This window comes from Pseudomonas sp. GL-RE-29, assembly GCF_019947275.1.
GTDB classification, from domain to species: Bacteria; Pseudomonadota; Gammaproteobacteria; order Pseudomonadales; family Pseudomonadaceae; genus Aquipseudomonas; species Aquipseudomonas fluorescens_A.
Window position 1 is genome coordinate 19,271 of sequence record NZ_JAGYGD010000021.1, and the last position, 20,403, is coordinate 39,673.

19 protein-coding genes are annotated in these 20,403 nt (G+C 60.1%); 9 read left to right on the forward strand and 10 right to left on the reverse strand.

Going from position 1 to position 20,403, the window contains the following annotated elements:
- Positions 1–53 precede the first annotated feature (53 nt).
- Positions 54–866 carry a transporter gene (locus tag KGB21_RS17995; protein ID WP_223506101.1) on the reverse strand — a complete coding sequence of 271 codons (813 nt, stop codon included), beginning with the start codon at positions 864–866 and terminating at the stop codon, positions 54–56.
- A 324-nt stretch (positions 867–1,190) separates the two neighbouring features.
- Between KGB21_RS17995 and KGB21_RS18000 the strand changes: the two genes are divergently transcribed.
- The 3 genes from KGB21_RS18000 (at position 1,191) to KGB21_RS18010 (ending at position 4,873) form a co-directional block, all read left to right on the forward strand.
- Positions 1,191–2,804 carry an arylsulfatase gene (locus KGB21_RS18000; protein WP_223506103.1) on the forward strand — a complete coding sequence of 538 codons (1,614 nt, stop codon included), beginning with the start codon at positions 1,191–1,193 and terminating at the stop codon, positions 2,802–2,804.
- Between the two features lie 77 nt (positions 2,805–2,881).
- Positions 2,882–4,150, forward strand: coding sequence for an OmpP1/FadL family transporter (locus KGB21_RS18005; RefSeq protein ID WP_034150314.1), 1,269 nt, complete (start codon positions 2,882–2,884; stop codon positions 4,148–4,150).
- Between the two features lie 42 nt (positions 4,151–4,192).
- On the forward strand, positions 4,193–4,873 hold the full coding sequence (locus KGB21_RS18010; protein WP_034150315.1) for a DUF3313 domain-containing protein: 681 nt from the start codon (positions 4,193–4,195) through the stop codon (positions 4,871–4,873).
- A 159-nt stretch (positions 4,874–5,032) separates the two neighbouring features.
- On the opposite strand, the gene ligD is transcribed toward KGB21_RS18010, so the two are convergent.
- Together ligD and KGB21_RS18020 are read right to left on the reverse strand one after the other, a co-directional pair.
- Complete coding sequence (ligD, locus tag KGB21_RS18015; RefSeq protein WP_223506105.1) at positions 5,033–7,624, reverse strand: DNA ligase D; 2,592 nt, start codon at positions 7,622–7,624, stop codon at positions 5,033–5,035.
- A 56-nt stretch (positions 7,625–7,680) separates the two neighbouring features.
- Positions 7,681–9,066, reverse strand: a complete 1,386-nt coding sequence (locus KGB21_RS18020; RefSeq protein ID WP_223506106.1) for an iron-containing redox enzyme family protein — start codon at positions 9,064–9,066, stop codon at positions 7,681–7,683.
- A 192-nt stretch (positions 9,067–9,258) separates the two neighbouring features.
- On the opposite strand from KGB21_RS18020, the gene KGB21_RS18025 reads away from it, so the two are divergent.
- Positions 9,259–9,717, forward strand: coding sequence for a cupin domain-containing protein (locus KGB21_RS18025; RefSeq protein WP_223506108.1), 459 nt, complete (start codon positions 9,259–9,261; stop codon positions 9,715–9,717).
- A gap of 147 nt (positions 9,718–9,864) precedes the next feature.
- On the opposite strand, the gene KGB21_RS18030 is transcribed toward KGB21_RS18025, so the two are convergent.
- The gene (locus KGB21_RS18030; RefSeq protein WP_223506110.1) at positions 9,865–10,614 is read right to left on the reverse strand and encodes a tellurite resistance TerB family protein; all 750 of its coding nucleotides are present in this window, start codon (positions 10,612–10,614) and stop codon (positions 9,865–9,867) included.
- A gap of 249 nt (positions 10,615–10,863) precedes the next feature.
- Between KGB21_RS18030 and pcsA the strand changes: the two genes are divergently transcribed.
- Both pcsA and KGB21_RS18040 read left to right on the forward strand, forming a co-directional pair.
- Positions 10,864–11,586 (forward strand): phosphatidylcholine synthase, encoded by a 723-nt coding sequence (pcsA, locus tag KGB21_RS18035; RefSeq protein WP_034150376.1) that lies wholly within the window; start codon positions 10,864–10,866, stop codon positions 11,584–11,586.
- Positions 11,587–11,590: 4 nt separating this feature from the next.
- Positions 11,591–11,977, forward strand: coding sequence for a DUF488 domain-containing protein (locus KGB21_RS18040; RefSeq protein ID WP_223506112.1), 387 nt, complete (start codon positions 11,591–11,593; stop codon positions 11,975–11,977).
- 106 nt (positions 11,978–12,083) lie between these two features.
- Here the strand turns inward: KGB21_RS18040 and KGB21_RS18045 are convergent, their stop codons facing one another.
- A complete protein-coding gene (locus KGB21_RS18045) occupies positions 12,084–12,896 on the reverse strand; it encodes a class I SAM-dependent methyltransferase (protein WP_034150321.1) in 813 nt (270 codons plus the stop codon).
- A 46-nt stretch (positions 12,897–12,942) separates the two neighbouring features.
- Complete coding sequence (locus KGB21_RS18050; RefSeq protein ID WP_223506114.1) at positions 12,943–13,212, reverse strand: DUF4242 domain-containing protein; 270 nt, start codon at positions 13,210–13,212, stop codon at positions 12,943–12,945.
- A gap of 188 nt (positions 13,213–13,400) precedes the next feature.
- On the opposite strand from KGB21_RS18050, the gene KGB21_RS18055 reads away from it, so the two are divergent.
- A complete protein-coding gene (locus tag KGB21_RS18055; protein ID WP_034150323.1) occupies positions 13,401–14,387 on the forward strand; it encodes an AraC family transcriptional regulator in 987 nt (328 codons plus the stop codon).
- A 31-nt stretch (positions 14,388–14,418) separates the two neighbouring features.
- On the opposite strand, the gene KGB21_RS18060 is transcribed toward KGB21_RS18055, so the two are convergent.
- The 3 genes from KGB21_RS18060 to KGB21_RS18070 all read right to left on the reverse strand — a co-directional run bounded on the left by KGB21_RS18060 (position 14,419) and on the right by KGB21_RS18070 (position 16,314).
- Positions 14,419–15,633 (reverse strand): cytochrome c biogenesis protein DipZ, encoded by a 1,215-nt coding sequence (locus KGB21_RS18060; RefSeq protein WP_223506116.1) that lies wholly within the window; start codon positions 15,631–15,633, stop codon positions 14,419–14,421.
- A 156-nt stretch (positions 15,634–15,789) separates the two neighbouring features.
- Positions 15,790–16,002 carry a hypothetical protein gene (locus tag KGB21_RS18065; protein WP_034150325.1) on the reverse strand — a complete coding sequence of 71 codons (213 nt, stop codon included), beginning with the start codon at positions 16,000–16,002 and terminating at the stop codon, positions 15,790–15,792.
- 48 nt (positions 16,003–16,050) lie between these two features.
- Positions 16,051–16,314, reverse strand: coding sequence for a DUF2790 domain-containing protein (locus tag KGB21_RS18070; protein WP_223506118.1), 264 nt, complete (start codon positions 16,312–16,314; stop codon positions 16,051–16,053).
- Between the two features lie 305 nt (positions 16,315–16,619).
- Between KGB21_RS18070 and KGB21_RS18075 the strand changes: the two genes are divergently transcribed.
- Together KGB21_RS18075 and KGB21_RS18080 are read left to right on the forward strand one after the other, a co-directional pair.
- Positions 16,620–17,360, forward strand: a complete 741-nt coding sequence (locus tag KGB21_RS18075) for a response regulator (protein WP_034150327.1) — start codon at positions 16,620–16,622, stop codon at positions 17,358–17,360.
- Positions 17,357–18,667: an ATP-binding protein gene (locus tag KGB21_RS18080; RefSeq protein WP_223506120.1), complete on the forward strand. Its 1,311-nt coding sequence runs from the start codon at positions 17,357–17,359 to the stop codon at positions 18,665–18,667. The genes KGB21_RS18075 and KGB21_RS18080 overlap by 4 nt, the downstream gene beginning before the upstream one ends.
- Positions 18,668–18,710: 43 nt before the next feature.
- Here KGB21_RS18080 and KGB21_RS18085 read toward each other — a convergent pair whose 3' ends face one another.
- The gene (locus KGB21_RS18085; protein ID WP_223506122.1) at positions 18,711–20,336 is read right to left on the reverse strand and encodes a methyl-accepting chemotaxis protein; all 1,626 of its coding nucleotides are present in this window, start codon (positions 20,334–20,336) and stop codon (positions 18,711–18,713) included.
- Between the last annotated feature and the right edge of the window lie 67 nt (positions 20,337–20,403).

The following is a 20,403-nucleotide window of genomic DNA, read 5'->3' on the forward strand; positions in this document are numbered from 1 at the left end:
TGTTCTCCGCAGAGACCTGCAAATGGGGCGGTTCGGGTTGCGTGGTGGTGCAATCATCGGGGAAACAAAAACGTAATCGCTGCACGAAATCCCCAGCCGTGCGCGCCGTCCTCTGGACTGTCGGCCCAATAACGCGGCCCGAGCTGAATGGTCAGCGGATGGCCGCCCAACCTGAGTAGCTGAGTGACTGTCAGGTTCACCGGTACAGACCATTCCCGGGTCTGCCAGTTGTAAGTCGACTCAGTGTTCACGCCAAACGTGGTGTAGGTGTGGGTGGTGTATGACAAAAAAGGCTGCAAGAACGTTTGATTGACCTTCTGTGCATTGGGTTGCTCGCCACTCAGGCTCCAGATGTGATTGGCCAGAATGCCGCGAGTCCAGCCGTTCGACTGTTTCAGCGCCACCCCTGTCGGCCCGAGCCCCCACTGGCGACTGCTGAGCAACCTGTCGCTGCCAGTGGGGATCAGAAGTGCCGGCCCCGCCCCCAGGATCCAGCCGCTATGCGTCGGATGCTTGGGCGAGAAGAAAAAGCTTTGGGTCACGTCACCCGTGCCGGTCTTGTCCGCCAGTCCGTCCGGAGCCTGTCCATGCTGGTCGATGACCGGCAAAATCGTGCGCGAGATCAGATTCCATTCGTCATTCAATTCAAATGGCAACACCGGTTGGATGTTGGTGACACTGTGCATGCCCTCCCCCGTTATGCCCATTTTCTGGTCCCAGTTGTACTGAACCGGAAGGCTGTACATGGCCGCAACCGGGTTGAGCGCTTTTTTGGCCAGTTCAGCTGAATCTTCGGCATCAGCAGCGCCCACCCAAAGAAAAAATGCACAGGGCAACCAACACTGTTTCGGTTGCAGGCTTCGCATGAATTGACGCCCTCGAGGTATCACCCGTTGCCAACAGTGCTATGCACCGCAGAACCCGATCTTGGACGGCTATTGACTACCGTCCACCACGCAACCTGTTTGCCAGCGAAGGTTTTGTGGTGATACCAGCAAAGCTCAGTTTTATATCAGCTGCCATTCAATCTCAAAAAAACTTGTACAAAGCCTCGCTAAACACGCCGACGCCACAAATATTTTCTGGATATTTCGACATTGCTACCTACGCTCTTCGCGGGGGGATCCAATTTTCACGAGTGGCCGGGGGGCCGCTCTCACAACGCCAGCAACAGTGCACAGGATCTCGATATGAACCGGACAACGCTTTCCAGGCTTTTCGCGGTATCAATGCTGTTGCCAGCAGTGGTCCTGCCTTCCATCACCCAGGCAGCCGATGCCCCACCGAATATCGTAGTGATCATGGGTGACGACATTGGCTGGTCCAATATCGGTGTCTACAACCAGGGCATGATGGCCGGCCGCACCCCCAACCTCGATCAACTTGCCAATGAAGGCATGCGCTTTACCGACTATTACGCCGAGGCCAGTTGCACCGCCGGGCGTGCCAACTTCATTACCGGCGAACTGCCGATCCGGACCGGCATGACCACTGTTGGCCAGGCCGGCTCGCCCATCGGTATTCCGGCCGAAGCGGTCACCATTGCCACCGCCCTCAAGGCCATGGGCTATTCCACAGGGCAGTTCGGCAAGAATCACTTGGGCGACTTGAACGAATTCCTGCCGACCGTGCATGGGTTCGACGAGTTCTTCGGTTACCTCTATCACCTCGACGCCATGGAAGACCCGGCGCACCCCAACTATCCGCAGGAACTGCTCGCCACCGTTGGCCCGCGCAACATGGTTCACAGTTGGGCCACCGCCACGGACGATACGACCGTCATGCCGCGCTGGGGCAAGGTCGGCAAACAGAAAATCGAAGACGCCGGCACGCTGTATCCGGAACGTATGAAAACCGTCGACGACGAGATTCGCGACAAGGCCTTCGCCTTCGTCGACAAGGCCAAACAGGACAACAAACCATTCTTCCTCTGGCTCAACCCGACCCGCATGCACATCGTCACGCACCTTTCCGACAAGTACGAAGCCATGCGCAACGCGCAAAACGGCTGGTCGGAACAGGAAGCCGGCATGGCGCAGCTCGACGATATCGTCGGTGACGTCATGGCCAAGCTGAAAAAAGACGGTATGGACGGCAACACCATTGTCATTTTTACCACTGACAATGGTGCAGAAAACTTCACTTGGCCAGATGGCGGCACCACGCCGTTTGCCATGGGCAAGGGCACCATCATGGAAGGTGGATTCCGGGTTCCGGCGATCATTCGTTGGCCGGGTAAAGTGCCGGCCAATCAGATTGCCAACGGCATCATGTCCGGCATGGACTGGTTCCCGACCCTGGTCGCGGCGGCCGGTAACCCGAACATCACTCAGGAATTGCTCAAGGGCAAGCAGCTGGGCGACCGTACCTACAAGGTGCACCTGGACGGCTATGACCAGACGCCGATGATCACCGGCAAAGGTCCGTCGACCCGTAATGAAATCTTCTACTTTGGTGAGAGTGCGCTGGGCGCAGTGCGAATCGGCGACTACAAATATCGCTTTATTGACCAGCCAGGCGGGTGGATGGGCGCCAAGGTGGCGGTCGACGTACCGATCCTGACCAACCTGCGCCTCGACCCCTTCGAACGTATGGGCTGGCCGGAGAATCAAGCCGCGCAAGGTTCGCAGCAGTATTTCGACTGGTTCAAGTTCCAGTTCTGGCGCTTCGTGTTCGTCCAGCAACAGGTGACCAAACTGGCAGAAACCGCGATCGAGTTCCCGCCGATGCAAAAAGGCGCGAGCTTCAACCTAGATTCGGTCAAAGCCAAGATCGCTGCGGCTCGGGCAGAAATGGCCAAGTAAGGCGTCGAGATCACGGGTGGCCGATGCTGGCCACCCGTATCTCTGACGGACGTTTATTGACGCAGTAGGGAATTAACATGCAGATAAAAACCTCCGCCCTGCCCGCCTTTACCCTGCTTGCGCTGTGCTGCCAGCAGGCCTACGCCGGCGGCATCATGCTCTACGAAATCGGCACCGATAATGCCGGTCTCGCCAACGCCGGTGCGGCCGCCCGAGCACAAGGTCCCTCTACAATTGCCAGCAACCCGGCGGGCATGAGCTACTTGCCAGGCACGCAAATCACCGGTGGCTTGCAGGTGCTCTACGGCAACCTCGAATTCAATCGCGACGGCGACACCAATGTCCCGGGCAGTGGCAGCGGCAATGCCCTCGATGTGATTCCCGGCGGCAGTTTCTTCATCACTCATGAGCTGGATGATCACTGGAGCATCGGCTTCGGCCAATACGCCGACTTCGGCCTGGCGGTGAATTACGACAACGATTGGTCGGGACGCTACTTCGCACAGAACGCCAGCCTCGGTGGTTTGTCTTTTGTGCCGAGTGTGGCTTACCGCTTCAACGAGCAATGGTCGGTGGGCGTCGGCGTCAAAGCCATGTACGGCATGCTCCAGGCGCAGACAGCCATCGACCGCGCGCCCTTTGGCTTCACCGAACGCAGCGACGGCCAGTTCAAATACGAGGACGAGGATTGGGGGTTTGGCGCGAACGTCGGAGTAATCTACGCCCCGCAAGCTGGAACACGCATCGGCCTGACCTACACCAGCAAGGTCGATCTGGATTTCGAAGACGGGCTGGACATCAAAGGCAACGGCCCGGCACTGGACCGGTTGAATGGCCTGAACACGCAACTCGACATGACGGTGCCACAGACCGTCACGCTGAGCCTGTTCCAGCAATTGGACCAGCAATGGGCCTTGCTGGCCTCGGTCAACTGGCAGGACTGGTCGGAGTTCGGCGAGGTCGGTGTGCAGGTCGACACCACAGCGTTCGATGCTCGATCGACCACCATCGACGCCAAATACAAAGACACCTGGCAACTGGCGCTCGGCGCGCAATACCAGGCCACCCCGCAACTCTTGTGGAACGTGGGCGTGGCTTACGACAGCAGTCCCGTTTCGGACAGCGACCGCACTCTCACCGTACCGATGGCAGAATCCTGGCGCATTGCCACAGGAGCCACCTATGCTGTGAACAAGGACACCGACCTCAACGTAAGTTGGGCCATGGTCTATCTTGGTGATATGCCGGTTGACCAGACCAAATCCACGTCGGGCTTTCGAACTTCCGGTCAGTTCGACAGTGCCTGGATTTCGGCCCTGACCGGGAACATGACCTGGCGTTTCTGATTACTAAAAAAAAAAGACTTTAACCAAGGAGTAAACAGCACTATGAACCTGACCCGTAAATTGCTCGTCGGCACCGCCATGGCCGGGCTTCTGCTCGGTGGTTGTACGTCAAAAGTCACCGAGAAGGAGCAGTACTCCGGCTACCTGTCCACCTACAACAACCTGCAGGAAGTTGAAACGCCAAGCGGCGGTACGGCGATGCGCTGGGTGAGCCCGTCGTGGAACCCGAATGCCTATGACACTGTGGCCTTCTCCCGGCTGGAAATGTATCCGGCACCCAAGCCCAACGAGCGGGTCAACCAGCAGACGCTGAACGACATTCAGAACTACATGACTAACAAGGCCAAGACCACGTTGGGGCAGAAGTACCGGGTCGTATCCAGCTCGAACGCCGCGCCGGCCGGCGCAAAACTCCTCGTCATGCGTGCAGCCATCACCGGGGTAAGTGCCTCGCCTGAAGGCATGCACTGGTATGAAGTGGTGCCTATCGCAGCGGTCGTGGGTGGTGTGTCCGCCGTTACCGGTATCCGGGATGAAAACACCGAACTGTTTATCGAAGCCGAGTTCATCGACGCGAAAAACAATCAGTCCGTAGGCAGGGTCGTGCGCAAGGTCTTTGGCACCACGCTGGAAAATGACAAACAGAAAATCACCGCCCAGGACTTCAAGACAGCAATCGACAAAATGGGTAGCGACTTCCAGGCGTTCATCAACAACAAATAACATCGTCGGCTAACAACACGCCATTGTGGCGAGCGAGCTTGCTCGCGCTGGGCTGCGCAGCAGCCCCAAAATTCGGTTGGCAATCACCGTTTTAGCGACTGCTTCGCAGTCGAGCGGGAGCAAGCTCCCTCGCCACAATAGGTTTCATCACTGGAATCGTCAGTTTTTTTTCATCCCGACCCGCCGGCGCATCTCGGCTGTGATTGTCTGACGGGTTTTCTTCATGTCTGCCCACGGTTCATCACCCACTTCAACCAGACGTTCATGCGCGTTATGAATGTTCCACTGGTTGCCGCCCTTGAGCTCCTCCACTTCTTCCCGAAAAATCGGCATCGACACCGGCAGCCCTTCGCGGGTGCGCGCGGCGTAGGCGCAAATGGTGGTCGCCCCCAGCCCGTTGCGCAGGTAATCGATGAAGATCCGCCCTACCCGGTTCTTCGGTCCCGACACTGCTGAAAAGCGCTCCGGCAGCAGCTTCGCCATGTGGCTGACAATGGCGTGGCTGAAATCCTTCACCTCATCCCAACCGAGCTTGCGGGTCAGCGGCACCACCAGGTGAATGCCCTTGCCGCCGCTGGTCTTGAGGAATGCCTTGAGCCCAAGTTCATCAAGCACCGAGAGCGTTAACTGAGTCGCCTCGACCATGCGCTTCCACGGCAGCGCCGGGTCCGGGTCGAGGTCGAGGACAAAGCGGTCGGGCTTGTCGAGGTTGTCCGAGGTGGCATTCCAGGTGTGCAACTCGACGGTGCTCATCTGCACCGCGCCGATCAAGGCTTCGGCGTTGTTGATGACCATCATCGGCTGGCCGGTGAGTTTCTGGTCTAGGGTGGTGATGCCGGGGATCGCCAGGCGTTCGGCGTTCTTCTGGAAAAACAGTTCACCGGCAATGCCATCCGGCGCACGCACCAGCGCTACGGGGCGGTCCTTGAGCTGCGGCAGAATCCACTCGGCGACGCTGGCGTAATACTCCGCCAGTTGCACTTTGGTCGCGCCGCTGCTGGCGTCGATGACCCGGTCCGGGTGGGTGATGCGTACCTTGCCCTGGTCAAGGCCAATTTGCGACGGTGCAGGTTCGGCCTTCTTCTTCGCGGCAGGCGCTTTGGTGGCAGCGGCTTTTTTCGCGGGGGCAGTTTTCACGGCAGTCGGACGCTCCTCGGTAATGTCTTTGGCAGGTTTGTCGTCACGCAGGCCATGGAACACTGCGTGACGTACCGAACCGTCCTTGGTCATTTCGGCAAAAGCCACTTCCGCCAACAGCTTGGGTTTGAGCCAATGCACAGCCTTGAATTCGGCACCGCTGGGTGGATTGACCACAGCCGGTTTCTTGGTCTGCAACGGCTTGAGTTGTTCGTGAATGCTGTTGAGGGTCGCCTCGGTAAACCCGGTGCCGACCTTGCCTGAGTAACGCAACTCGCCGCTGTCGCGGTCATGCAGACCCAGGAGCAACGCTCCAAAGGCGTTGCGCGAACCCTTGGGATCGGTGTAGCCGACGATGACGAATTCTTGCCGGTGTTTGCACTTGAGTTTGATCCAGTCACTGCTGCGCCGCGACACATAAGCCGAACCCAGACGCTTGCCGATCAGCCCCTCCATGCGCATCTGGCAGGCGCTGTTGAGCAAGGCTTCCGGGTCTTCGTTGAAAGCATCGGAGAACCGCAACAGCGGATCATCGTTGTTGGCTTTCAGCAGCGTCGCCAGCGCCGCCCTGCGTTCCTCGACGGGCACCTCGCGCAGGTCGACGCCATTGAGGTACGGCAAATCAAACAGGTAATAGAGAATGTTGCCGCTACGATTGGCCTCAAAGGCGTTTTGCAGGGCTTGAAAATCCGGTACGCCGTGCTCGTCGGCGACCACCATTTCACCGTCCAGCCAGGCCGACTCGACACCCAGGCTCGCCAGCGCCTTGGCCTGGCCGGGCAATTTGTGGGTCCAGTCGTGACCGTTGCGGGTGAAGAGTTTGACCTCATCATGGTCGATGCGCGCCATGATTCGATAGCCGTCGAACTTGACCTCGTAACTCCACTGGCCATCCGGGGCTTTTTCCACCAGCGTCGCCAGTTCCGGCTTGATCTGATCCGGCAGTTTGGCTTTGTGGGCGCCGGTCAATTGCGCGGACTGTGCCTTGCGCGCCGGGGTGGCGGGTTTCTTGACGGCTTTGGGTTTTGCCGTTTTGGGTGCCTTGGCCACAATGGTGCGCTCACTCAGGACACTGTCAGGTTCGGCGGCTACCACGTCGTAATCGGTTTCCGGCCGGGCCGCGCCGTCCTGATGCTTGATCAGAAACCATTGCTCCTGCTTGCCCGGCATGTGCGTGCGCACCAGGTTCCAAAGGCCTGCGAGCTTCTCGCCTTGCAGCTCGAACTTGAGCCGACCCTTTTCATAAGCTTTGGCCGGATCTTCCTGGGGGATCCACACGCCACGATCCCAGACAATCACGTCGCCCGCGCCGTAATGCCCTTGCGGAATGCTGCCTTCAAAGGTGGCGTAGTCAATCGGATGGTCTTCGACATGCACCGCCAGACGCTTGACCTTGGGGTCGAGCGACGGGCCTTTGGGCACCGCCCAGCTCTTTAGTGCGCCATCAAGTTCCAGGCGAAAATCGTAATGCAGGCGTGAGGCGTCGTGCTTCTGGATGCAGAACTGCAAGGCGTGATCCTTGGCGTTTTTCCGGCTTGAACGTTTGACGGCGGCCGGTTCCGAGGTCGCGGAAAAATCGCGCATGCGGTTGTAATCATCCAGATTCTTGCTCATGGCTCACCTGCTGGTCGGCAGCGCGTGGCTGCTCTTCCTGATTGCTGTTGTGCTTCCTAGCCAATACTGGATCTGAGCTCGATAAACCGCCGCGTCGCCATCAACCCGGCGGGGTGTGCATGGCGATGGGCGCTGAGCCAAGGGATCAACACCGATATCTGCTCGTGCGCGGCAAGTCCCTTCAGCGCAGCCTTTAGCGCCTGGACGTCCGGGTCGTTGTCCGGCACTGCCGGCTCGACCGTCACACTGGCGCCGCGTCGCACCGAGGGTGCTGAACGTTCGGGCTTCCAGTCTCCGGCGATCCAGTCATGCAACAGCTGCTTTTCATAAGGGCTGAACACGCCGAACATCGCCGCGCCGTCGCCATCGATCAACTGCCAGAAACGGCTGTCTTGCGGGTTTTGCTGGCGCTTGATCCAGCCCTTGTTTTCCATGGCCGCGAGGAATCCGGGCAGTTGCTCCGGGGATGACAGCCATTGATTGACGGTCTGGCCTTCAAAGCGGCAATAGTCCGAATGCATGTGCTGGCCGAACGGGCGTTTGCGTTCGAGCATGGCGAGCAGTTCGCGCTCCAGCTCGAACGATTCGATGATCGCGCGGCTGCCCTGGCCCAGATCATTCAAGCGATACCCCAGCGCTACCCGGCGCAGGAAATCGTCCTGATCGCCGGTGATCGGCAACAGCTGCAACACCGCTTGCACGGCTTTTTGCGCATGGCCGGTGCTGGCGTTGTCGATGGTCACGTGCAGGGTGAAGTAATAAGGATCGATGCCCAATTCGCTGAGCTCGTAGGCACTAATCAGCAAATGCAAAGGCAGTTGTTCATAGCCAAGGTTGTAGCCGATCACCTCCGGCAAAAACTCATCGCCGCAGTAACCCAGGGCCAATTGCAACGCGCCTTGCAGGTAATGCTCGTCGTCGAGGTGGTCGCCGTTCGGCAGGCCATGTTCGGCGAGGAGCCGACGGTAGATCGCGACGTGATTTTGCGCCGGATTGCCATCGCCCAATTCTTCGAGATAGGTGCAAATCAGTCCTTCGAAACGCGGGTCGCGCCAATGCTGCAATAACCCGTACAGCCAGGCGCCATCGACCAGTTTGGTCGGGGCCACGGCTTGCAGGAAAAACAACGCATGGGATTTAGTGCTGAAGTACTGCCGCGGTCCCCCGGCCTTGCGCTGTTGCAGGTAATCGGCGTACTGACGGGCCACGTCGGTGCAGTGTTCCCGGACCCAATCTTGTAGCGCTGTGGGTTCGCGCGGTAGGTCATTCGGCAGGTCTTCGGCTTGTTGTAACTGAGCACGCAGGAAAGTTTCGGCGAGCGAGCGCCGTTGCTCTGCGTCATCCTCAAGCAATAGTTGCTCGTAGATCTGGCGGATGCTGCCGGGCTGCGACATCGAGTGTTCGTGGGTAGGCTTGGATGCAAGTGTGGTCAGGGCTGTCATTGGCGGATATCTCGCTCGGAGGCCAGTGGCAGGACGCGCAATCAACACGTCCTTCCCTCAGCAGAGCGAGGCGCCGGGACAAAAATTCCATCGGCGTTGAAATTGCCCGGACAGACGGAGCGCCCGGCGGCACATAGCCTGCACTCAAGTGAATATACTCAGCCAGTGTTGACTCACCCCTGGAGAGCAATCATGCGTACGGTTCACGTCATCGACGCGGCGAACATTCCCGCGCCGGTCAATGTCGTTGGCGAGGCGATCACCATTCTCGCTGGCGGGGACCTCAGTAAACCCTTTGAGGTGCACATCCAGGAAGGCGTGCAAGGCGGCGGGCCTCCCCCGCACTTTCACCCGTGGGACGAAGCATTCTATGTGATTGATGGCGAGGTCGAAGTGACGGTGGAAGGCCGCTCCACCACGGTGTCGACCGGCGGCTATGTGCACATCCCCGGCGGTTCGATCCATGCCTACAAGAACGTCAGCCCCACGGCGAAAATCATCGGCGTAGTCTCCGATCCGCGTGGCGGGCAGTTCTTCGCGGCCATGGATCAGTTCAAAGTGCCCGAGGATCTAGCGCGCATTCATGAAGTGGCCGCGCGGTTTGGCGTGACGTTTCTGGTGCCGAAGTCGGTCGACTCTTCGGCAGGTTGACCGCAAAGGTGCTCTGACCGTCGCTTGATACAGAACGTACTGGCCTCATCGCGGGCAAGCCCGCTCCCACAGGGATCGGGGTATACGCCTCGATTACCTGTGGGAGCGGGCTTGCCCGCGATGGCGTCCTCACGGCCAACCCGATATTCAAGCGGCCGTACCCTTGACCTGCTGTTCCAGGTGCACCTGCAAATCCGGTTCAATGCCCAACGCCGCCGCCAACTCATCCAGATAATTGCGCTCGGCATCCTGCTGATCGTCCACCAGCATCACGCTGGCCAGGTACATTTCCGCCGCCATGGCGGTATCCGTAGCCGATTGCGCCACTTCAACGGGGTTCAATGGCTTGGCCACTTCGTTATCAAGCCATTGCTGAAGCTCCGGGTCGTCGGTATGACGGCCGATTTCCTTGCCGATCATCTTTTTCTCGGCGTCGTCAATCCGCCCGTCAGCCTTGGCCGCTGCTATTAATGCACGCAGGATCGCATGGCTGTGTTCCTCGACGTCCGGTCCTTCCAGCATGTCCACCGTGTTCAATGCCTGCTGCGGCGCCTGTTGCTGTTGCGCGGACTGGCTGCGTTGCCAGGCTTGATAGGCCTGGAATGCCATCATCCCCAGCGAAGCCAGTGCGGCATAGTTGGTGCCGCCGCTGGAACGGCTCTGCGGCGCACCGCCCATCGGCGAGCCGCCACCCAGCAGGCCGCCGAGCAAACCACCCAACCCGCCCAGGCCACCGGCCCCGGCGCTGGAGCCACCGCCGCCACCACCGCCCAACAAGCCACCGAGCAATCCGCCCAGGTCGCCGAGGTCACCTTGCCCCGCCGCGCTGCCGCCCTGTCGCGGCATCGCGCCTTGGCTGCCGCGCAGTAATTGTTCGAGCAAATCGCTGGTGTTCATGACGACGTCCTCATCGAAGGGAGTGATCCAGTCAGGCAACAATAGTCCTCGCCCGTAAATGTGCCACCACCGTTTGGCTGACGTGACCCCAGATTTATCCGGGGTATTTTTTTGCGCCGCAGCTAAGATTCATGGGTGGTGAACCTTATTCCCGGATACCCGGTCGATACCTGCAACCCCAACCGGTTTGCCGCCGCCCGCCAGATGAGGGCGTTGACTGGCTTGCTGCACTTTCTGGAGAACACCCCCGTGATTTCGACTCTACACATCGCCAGGCTCAAAGCGTGGGGAGCCCATGGTTTTACCGCCACCGGCGTGGTCACTGCTTTCCTCGCGACCCTCGCCCTGCTGGAAAACCAGCCGACCACCTGCCTGCTGTGGCTCGGCGTCGCCCTGATCGTCGATGGCCTGGACGGCGCACTGGCGCGCAAGGTCAACGTGCAGTCGGTATTGCCGAGCTTCGACGGCTCGATCCTCGACCTGGTCATCGACTACCTGACCTACGTGTTCATTCCGGCGCTGTTCATCTATCGCTACATCCCGCTGCCGGACTACACGCTGCTGTTGACGGTGTCGCTGATTCTGGTGTCGTCGCTGTTCTGTTTCTGCAACGTCAATATGAAAAGCAAAGACAACTACTTCCAGGGCTTCCCCGCGGCATGGAACGTGGTTGCCCTGTGCCTGTACATCATCGATCCGTCACCCTGGATCACTTTCCTGACCGTAATAGGCCTGGCCCTGCTGACCCTGACTCGCATGAAATTCCTCCACCCGTTTCGCGTGCGTCGCTTCATGCCGATCAACATCGCCGTGACGGCCATCTGGCTGCTGTGCAGCCTGTCGCTGGTGATCAACCACCCGGTGATCAACCCGATGGTGATGGGGCTATGGCTGCTGATGTCGGCGTATTTCCTGGGGATCTGCTTCTGGCGCACGGCGCTGGAGTGGTTCGACGGATCGCGGCTCAAGTAACGCCATGCCTATCCATATCGTGCGCCTCGGTTCTCCGCGCCTGCCCGGCGAAGGCCTGCGCCTGGGCACGGTGCGGCGCCCGCCTCGTGGCGTGCCCAAGGCCGAATTTGCCAGTCGGGATTTCTACGATGTCTGGCAACCATTGCTGTCGCCGAGTGCGGAGTTGGTGCACGAAGCCCAGACCGCTGAAGACGAGAAGGCCTGGGACGCGTTCAAACGCAAGTTCAAGGCCGAAATGAACCAGCCTGCCCCCGGCCAGTTGCTCGACCTGCTGGCCGCCCTCTCCCATCAAACCTCGCTGGCCGTTGGCTGTTATTGCGAGGAAGAAGCGCATTGCCATCGCTCGGTGTTGCGCGAGTTGCTGGAAGCCCGAGGCGCGAGCGTCGTCTAGAAACCACCACAATCCCCTGTAGGAGCTGCCGCAGGCTGCGATCTTTTGATCCTGATTTTTTAAGATCAAAAGATCGCAGCCTGCGGCAGCTCCTACAGGGTTTGCGTTAACGTCGGGTGATCACCACCTCCAGGTATTCACTCGGCACTACAAGCGACTTTTCGCCTGCCCGGTTCGACCGGTTGATCAGTTCGGTCAGGTCGGCCTCCAGGGCCTGCGCGCCGTCCGGCGGCAATGCCGCGAAGGCCTTGTGGACCGGGCCGTACCAGGTACGGAAGGTGTCGATGAAGTGCGCCGCCGAGCGATAGCGGAAGTTGAAGGTCCGGCGCGTCACCTGGACGAGGAAGTTGCGCTCGTCGAAGTGCGTGTGCAGCCAGGCTTCAGTGCCCCACTGCGAGGGTGGTTGCGCGCCGGGCGGTGGCGGCAGGTGCCGGCCGAGGGTCTTGAACATCTGGCCGACGAAGCCTTCCGGCGTCCAGTTCGCCAGGCCGATGCGGCCTCCAGGCCGGCAGACCCGCGCCAATTCCGATGCGGCTTTGGGCTGGTCCGGCGCGAACATCACGCCGAAGGTCGACAGCACGACATCGAAGCTCGCGTCTTCAAAGGGCAGCGCTTCGGCGTCGGCCACCTGGAACGTGACGCTCAGGCGTTCCGCCTTGGCCCGATCCTCGCCGCGTTCGAGCAGTGAGGCGACATAGTCGGTGGAGCGCACGATACAGCCACGGCGGGCGGCGGCCAGTGTGGCGTTGCCGTTGCCGGCAGCCACATCGAGCACCAGTTCATCGCACAGCAGGTCGCAGGCTTCGGCCAGTTGTTCGCCGACAATCTGCAAAGTGGTACCAATCACGGCGTAGTCGCCGCTGGCCCAAGCGGCCATCTGGCGATTTTTCAGGGCAGTCAGATCAATGGGTGTACTCATGGGGACAATCTCTGGGTTGGAACACGGATCAAACGCTGGCGGCGACTTACTCCGCCGTGGTCGGATCGATGATGTTCATGACCTGGGAAATGCGATTGGCCGGGAAACCGCTCTGCCTGGCGTGTTCCCTGATCTGCTCTTCGCTTGGCGAGATGTACACGCAGTACAGTTTGTCTCCGGTGACATAACTTTGAAGCCATTGCACCTCAGGCAACTCGCGCAAGGCCCGGCAGGACTTTTGCGATGCTGCTTTCAAATCCCTTTCTGACAGTGTTCCAGCACCTGGTATTTCCCGTTCTATGACGAACTTAGGCATGGCAACCTCTCATTCTTGTTATGGATGACAGGGCCGGCAGACCCTGTGAGCCCACTATCGCGCCGGGCAAGGTTGGCGTCCTGCCCGATCGTCGGCCAACACTGCCCGATCGTCCGGAGCTTTCACGCTTTGCGGCGACAGGCTCACAATCAACCCTTGAGCCACCATCCCCGCACGGGAAAACGCCCATGGACGCCTTGTCACAGACCCTGCGCGTCGTCCGCCTGGTCGGTGCGATTTTTATCAACGCCCGGTTCACCGCGCCCTGGTGCTACCAGTCGCCGAGTGCGGACACGGCAGCGCCATTCCTGGAGCCCAACGCCGAACGCGTAGTGATTTTCCACTTGATCACCGAGGGCGAGTGTTACGTCGAACTGGGGGACGATCCGCCGCTGCGGCTGAACGCTGGCGACGTGGTGATTTTCCCGCAAGGTGATGCTCATCGCATGAGCTCGCAGCCAGGTTTGCCGCCGGCCAAGGGTGCGCGGCTGGACGAGGTCCTGGCGCGACGGCCGCGGCAGTTGAGCTATGGCGGTGGCGGCGCGGTGACGCGTCTGGTCTGCGGTTATCTGGCGTGCGATACGCGTTTGGCGGGGATGTTGCTGACCGGATTGCCGGCGGTGGTGCGGGTCAATGTGCGCGGCTCGAATGCCGGAATCTGGCTTGAATCGTCGGTGCGTTATGCCTTGGCCGAAGCGCGCTCGCCAAGGCCGGGTGGCGAAGGCGTATTGGCGAAACTGGCCGAGGTGTTGTTCATCGAAGTGCTGCGTTTGTACATGCACGAACAGGGCAAGGGTCGCACCGGTTGGCTGGCGGGGGTGAGCGACCGAATCGTCGGCGCCGCGCTCAATGCGCTGCACAAAAAACCCTGTCACACCTGGACCCTGGATGAGCTGGCGCGTACCGCCGGTACCTCAAGATCGGTCCTGGCGGAACGCTTTCAGCAACTGGTGGGGATTTCGCCGATGCAGTACCTGACGCAATGGCGCATGCTGCTTGCGGCCAATCTGTTACGCAGCAGTAACAGTTCCTTGCTGCGCATTGCCGAAGAGGTGGGTTACCAGACCGACACGGCGTTCAGCCGGGCCTTTCGGCGTGAGTACGGAGCACCGCCAGCGGCGTGGCGGCGCAGTCAGGAGAAACGCACAATGGCCCACGGTGAGGTGAGCCATTGATACCTCAAAAGATCGCAGCCTTCGGCAGCTCCTACACCGCCGGAGCAGCCGCTTTGGCCTCCTCCAACAACTGCTGAATCACCTTCTCCTGAGTTTCATAGCTGCCTTCCCCAAAGTGCGTGTAACGCACCTGCCCTTTCGCATCGATGATGTAGTGCGCCGGCCAGTACTGGTTGTCGAAGTTGCGCCAGATCGCGTAGTTGTTATCGATCGCTACCGGGTAGGTGATGCCGTATTCCTTCACCTTGTCCTTGACGTTATCGATGATGCGTTCAAACCCGTATTCAGGGGTATGCACACCGATCACTACCAGACCATCCTTCTCGTACTTCTTCGCCCAATCCTTGACGTACGGCAGGGTGTGCTTGCAGTTGATGCAGTCGAAGGTCCAGAAATCCACCAGCACCACTTTGCCCTTGAGCGATTCGTTGGTCAGCGCAGGTGAGTTGATCCATTCCACCGCGCCGGTCAGCGAAGGCATAGCGCCCTGGGCGTTGTCCATGGACTCGGCCTTGACCTTGCTGACGAAGTAATCGACGACTTTCGGCACGGTTTCCAGCAGGCCTTTCTCGACGCTGCTGACACCTTCCGACGAGGTATTGGCCAGCAGCACATCGTTGGCGCCGGTGGAAATCACCGCCGCGCCGGCCAACACCGCCACACCGGCACCGCGACGCAACCAGCCAGTGACCGGAATCGACGGTTTCAAGCGATTGACCAGGCCACGACCGGCGAAGATCAAGGTGCCCAGGGACAACGCGCTACCCAGGCCGTAGGCCACCAGCAACAGACTGGTCCCGGCGTTCGCGCCTTGCAGCATGGCGCTGGTGAGGATCACCCCGAGGATCGGCCCGGCGCAGGGTGCCCAGAGCAGGCCGGTGGCGACGCCGATCATGATCGAACTGAGCGGGCCGGACATTTTGCGGCTGTTGGGGTCGATGCGATTGCCCAACGCCACGAACGGCCGCGCCAACCAGTCGCCAACCCGTGCGGAAATCAGCGACAGGGCGAACAGCACCATCACGATCAACGCCACGTGGCGGCCGGTGTTGCTGGCTTCGATCACCCATTCACTGCTGACCACCGCCAGGCTGGAGATCAGGGCGAACGTCAGGACCATGCCACCTAAGGTCAGCATGATCGACGAGCGCGTGCGGTCGGCCCCGGCGAACAGGAACGGCACGACAGGCAGAATGCAGGGGCTGAGGACGGTCAATATGCCGCCCAGGAAAGCGATGAGTAACATGGGGATCACCTATTACAATTTTGAGGGCGACACATTCCCTGTAGGAGCGAGCCTGCTCGCGATGGCGGTGTGTCAGTCACATCATTTCTGAATGAAGGACCGCCATCGCGAGCAGGCTCACTCCTACAGGGGATCGGTGGTGTTTGCAGAGCAGAGTCAAGCCGTCTGACCATCCAGCAATTTTCCCTGGGTCGTACGGCTGGAACCGTTTTCGGCGACGAAGTCGCTACCGCCCTTCTCCGCCACCGGCGTCAGTTGAAAGCAGGTGCTGCTGCCGCAGGCGTTTTGTTCTACCGCGGCGTTGGCATGGGCCGCGGCGCCGGCAAAGGAGAACGCAGCAGCGGTCAAAAAGCGGGTGACGTTGTTCATGATGTTCTTCCTGGATTCGTTGGGTGGCGTTAAAGGTGATCGCTGGACTCAGTTGTCCGAGTTGCAGTTATCAGCCAGTTTGCGGTAGTCCAGGACCTGGGTTTTGCTCTGGGAATCCAGGTAGGTCAGCTGCGCATTCACCACGCCGCAGGAAGGCGAGGCATCCTGTTTCAGCGACACGACTTTCTTGATGTCCAGGTGCGTGCCGTAGCTGTAGTCCATCGGGGTAACATCAGCCTCGGCGCGGGCCGGCAAGGTGCAGATGTTCAGTGCGGCAAACAGGCAAGCGGCGTAGATGGCTTTAGTGTTCATGGCGGTTTCCTCAAGGTTTCGATAGGTTCAATCGTTTATGGGTAGAGGCGGTTTGGCTTGCCTCGATGGAACCTATTTAAAGCTTGCGAGGTATCCCGCATGTGTCGGAAACAGGCTCGGATAAATCGGTAAGTATCTGAGCCCTGCCGGGATACACAGGGATACAAAACCCCCGAAAATCGGCGTTTTTGCGTCTGTGTGTATCCACCGACAAGCCAGATACACTGCAATACAAAGGGCTGCGGGCGAGCCGGCAAAGGCTCGATAGACTGTGCGACATCCCCCAACTGATAGAGGCAAGGCCCATGGAACACGTCGATCACATTCTCATCGTTGACGATGACCGCGAGATCCGCGAACTGGTGGGCAACTACCTGAAGAAGAACGGCCTGCGCACGACGGTCGTGGCGGATGGGCGGCAGATGCGCACCTTCCTTGAATCCACGCCAGTGGACCTGATCGTGCTGGACATCATGATGCCGGGCGACGATGGGCTGATGCTCTGCCGCGAACTGCGTTCCGGCAAACACAAGGCCACCCCGGTGTTGATGCTCACCGCCCGCAACGATGAAACCGATCGCATCATCGGCCTGGAAATGGGCGCCGACGATTACCTGGTCAAGCCGTTCGCCGCCCGTGAACTGTTGGCGCGGATCAACGCTGTGCTGCGCCGTACGCGCATGCTTCCGCCGAACCTGGTGGTCACCGAAAGCAGCCGCCTGTTGGCGTTCGGTCGCTGGCAGCTGGACACCTCGGCCCGGCACCTGCTGGATGACGACGGCACCATGGTCGCCCTCAGCGGCGCGGAATATCGCTTGCTGCGGGTGTTCCTCGATCACCCGCAACGGGTGCTCAACCGCGACCAGCTGCTCAACCTGACCCAGGGCCGCGACGCCGATCTGTTCGATCGCTCCATCGACTTGCTGGTGAGCCGCTTGCGCCAGCGTTTGCTCGACGATGCCCGCGAACCCGCCTACATCAAGACCGTGCGCAGCGAGGGCTATGTGTTTTCCTTGCCGGTGGAGATCGTCGGGGCGCCAGCATGAACCTCTCGATGCGTTGGCCTCGCACCCTGGCTTCACGACTGTCGCTGATTTTCCTGATCGGCCTGATCCTCGCCCAGGCACTGTCTTTCGGTGCGCAGTACTACGAGCGTTACGAAAGCGCGAAAAACACCATGCTCGGCAATCTGGAAACCGACGTCTCGACCTCCATTGCCATCCTCGACCGTTTGCCGGCCAACGAACGTGCGGGCTGGCTGCAACAGTTGCAGCGCAAGAACTACGGCTATCTGTTGAGTGAAGGCGCCAACGGCAACCCGATGAACACGGACACGCCTGAAGCGCCCATCGCAATGACCTCGATCAAGGACGCCATCGGCAAGGATTACCCGATGACCTTCACCGACATCCCGGGGCCGAGGAAGCACTTTCAGGTGCACCTGAAGCTCACGGATGGCAGCCCGCTGACCATCGACGTGCGACCATCGATGGTGCCGTTGTCACCCTGGTTGCCAATGATGTTGCTGGGGCAACTTGCGCTGATGCTCGCCTGCACCTGGCTGGCGGTGCGCATCGCCATCCGTCCTCTGACCCGCCTCGCCGAAGCCGTCGATACCCTCGACCCCAACACGCACCCGGTGCTGCTGGACGAAAAAGGTCCGACCGAAGTCGCCCACGCCGCCAAGGCGTTCAACGCCATGCAGGCGCGCATCGCCGCGTACCTGAAGGAACGCATGCAATTGCTGGCGGCGATCTCCCACGATCTGCAAACACCGATTACCCGGATGAAACTGCGCGCCGAGTTCATGGATGATTGCGTGGAGAAAGACAAACTCTGGAACGACCTCGGCGAGATGGAGCATCTGGTGCGCGAGGGCGTGGCTTATGCGCGCAGCGTCCACGGTGCCACCGAAGAAAGTCGCCGCACCGACCTGGACTCATTCCTCGACAGCCTGGTGTTCGATTATCAGGACGTGGGCAAGGAAGTTCAGTTGAGCGGCAAAAGCGCCACCGTCATCGACACCCGCCCCCACGCCTTGCGCCGGGTGCTGGTGAACCTGACGGACAACGCCCTGAAATTCGCCGGTGCCGCCGAGTTGCTGGTCGAGAAGAAAGTCGATGGCAGCGTCTCGGTGAAAGTCATGGACCGTGGCCCAGGCATTGCCGAAGACGAATTGGCCCAGGTCATGGAGCCGTTCTACCGCGTGGAAAACTCACGCAACCGCAGCACGGGCGGCACCGGTCTGGGCCTGGCAATCGCGCAGCAACTGGCGTTGGCGATCGGGGGATCGTTGACGTTGAGTAATCGCGAGGGTGGTGGCTTGTGCGCCGAACTCAAATTACGCGGCTAATACCTGAAGGGGCACGTTGGCCCCTACAGATCAGCGGGTCGATTTAGATGACAAACCGCGACACCAGCGCATTCAAATCCACCGCCAGACGCGACAACTCATGGGTGGCGGTGCTGGTCTGGTTAGCGCCCGCGGCGGACTGCGTGGCCAGATCGCGAATGTTCACCAGGTTGCGGTCGACTTCGCGAGACACCTGCGCCTGTTCCTCCGAGGCACTGGCGATCACCAGGTTGCGCTCGTTGATCAGATGGATCGACTGGGTGATCTGCTCCAGCGCCACACCGGCGGCGCGGGCCAGTTCCAGGGTGCTTTGGGTGCGTTGATTGCTTTGCTGCATCGACGCCACCGCTTCCCCGGTGCCGTTCTGAATGCCGGCGACCATCTTCTCGATTTCCTGGGTCGATTGCGCCGTGCGATGGGCCAGCGCCCGAACCTCGTCCGCCACCACCGCAAACCCACGACCGGCTTCACCGGCACGGGCCGCTTCGATGGCCGCGTTCAGCGCCAACAGGTTGGTTTGCTCGGCGATGGCACGGATCACGTCCAGCACCTTGCCGATGTCACGTCCCTGGGTCGCCAGACCTTCAATCATCAACGAGGTGTTGTGCACGTCGTGGGTCATGGTCTGGATCGCATCGACGGTTTCCACCACCCGGTCCCGGCCTTCGCGGGCGGCCTGAGTCGATTGGTTCGAAGCTTCGGAGGTCGATACTGCATTGCGCGCCACTTCTTCCACAGCAGCGGTCATTTCGTTGACGGCAGTCGCGGCCTGTTCGATTTCGTTGTTCTGTTGTTGCAACCCACGGGACGCGTCTTGAGTCACCGCGCTGAGTTCTTCGGCGGCAGTGCCCAGTTGTGTGGCGGAGCCGGCGATCTGTTCGATGGTTTTGCGCAAGCTGGCCTGCATCGTGGCCAAGGCGCCGAGCAACCGCGCCGGTTCGTCTTTGCCATCGACGTCGATGACTTTACTCAGATTACCTTCGGCAATGGTCTGGGCTGCCAGTACGGCGCGGTTCAACGGCGTGACGATGCTGCGAGTCAACAGCCAGGCCAACAGCACGGTGAGCAACGCGGCGATCACGGCGACCGCGACGATACCGGTAATTGCACTGTCGTAGTTGGCACCCGCGACCGCCGAAGCGCCCTTTGCATCGGCCGTATTGAGGGCCACCAGTTTGTTCAGTTGCTCGCCCATCTGATCCGTGCCGTCCTTGATCCGCGTGTTGATCAGCGAGCGCATTTCATCAAGCTTGTTCTGCCGCGACAGCTCCATCATCTGAGTCTGGGCTTGCATGTAACTGTCCAGCGTGGCGGTGAACGTCTTGTACAGTTGCGCCTCTTCGGCACCGGCCGGCAGCGCGGCATAGCTGGCTTGCGCACTGCGCAACTTATCGACCAGCACGCCGATGCGCGTCTGGGCTTCCTGCAACGCCGCCGGTTCACGGTTGACCAGCACCCGGAACGACAGGATGCGCATACGCAGAACGTTTTCGGTCATGTTGCCGAGAAAACCGACGCTGGGCAGTTGCGTCGATTCCATGTCGATGGAGGCTTCGCGGATGACGGTCATGCGGTTTACGGCGAACACACCGAGCACGATGACCAGCAAGGCGATGAAGGAAAAACCGAGGAACGCGCGAGGCGCGATATTCAGATTGCGCAGTGACATAGGATGACTCTCGGGTGATGTGGCGGCGAGCGTCCATGCCGTTTTTCCGAAAGGCAGGCATTGGCGC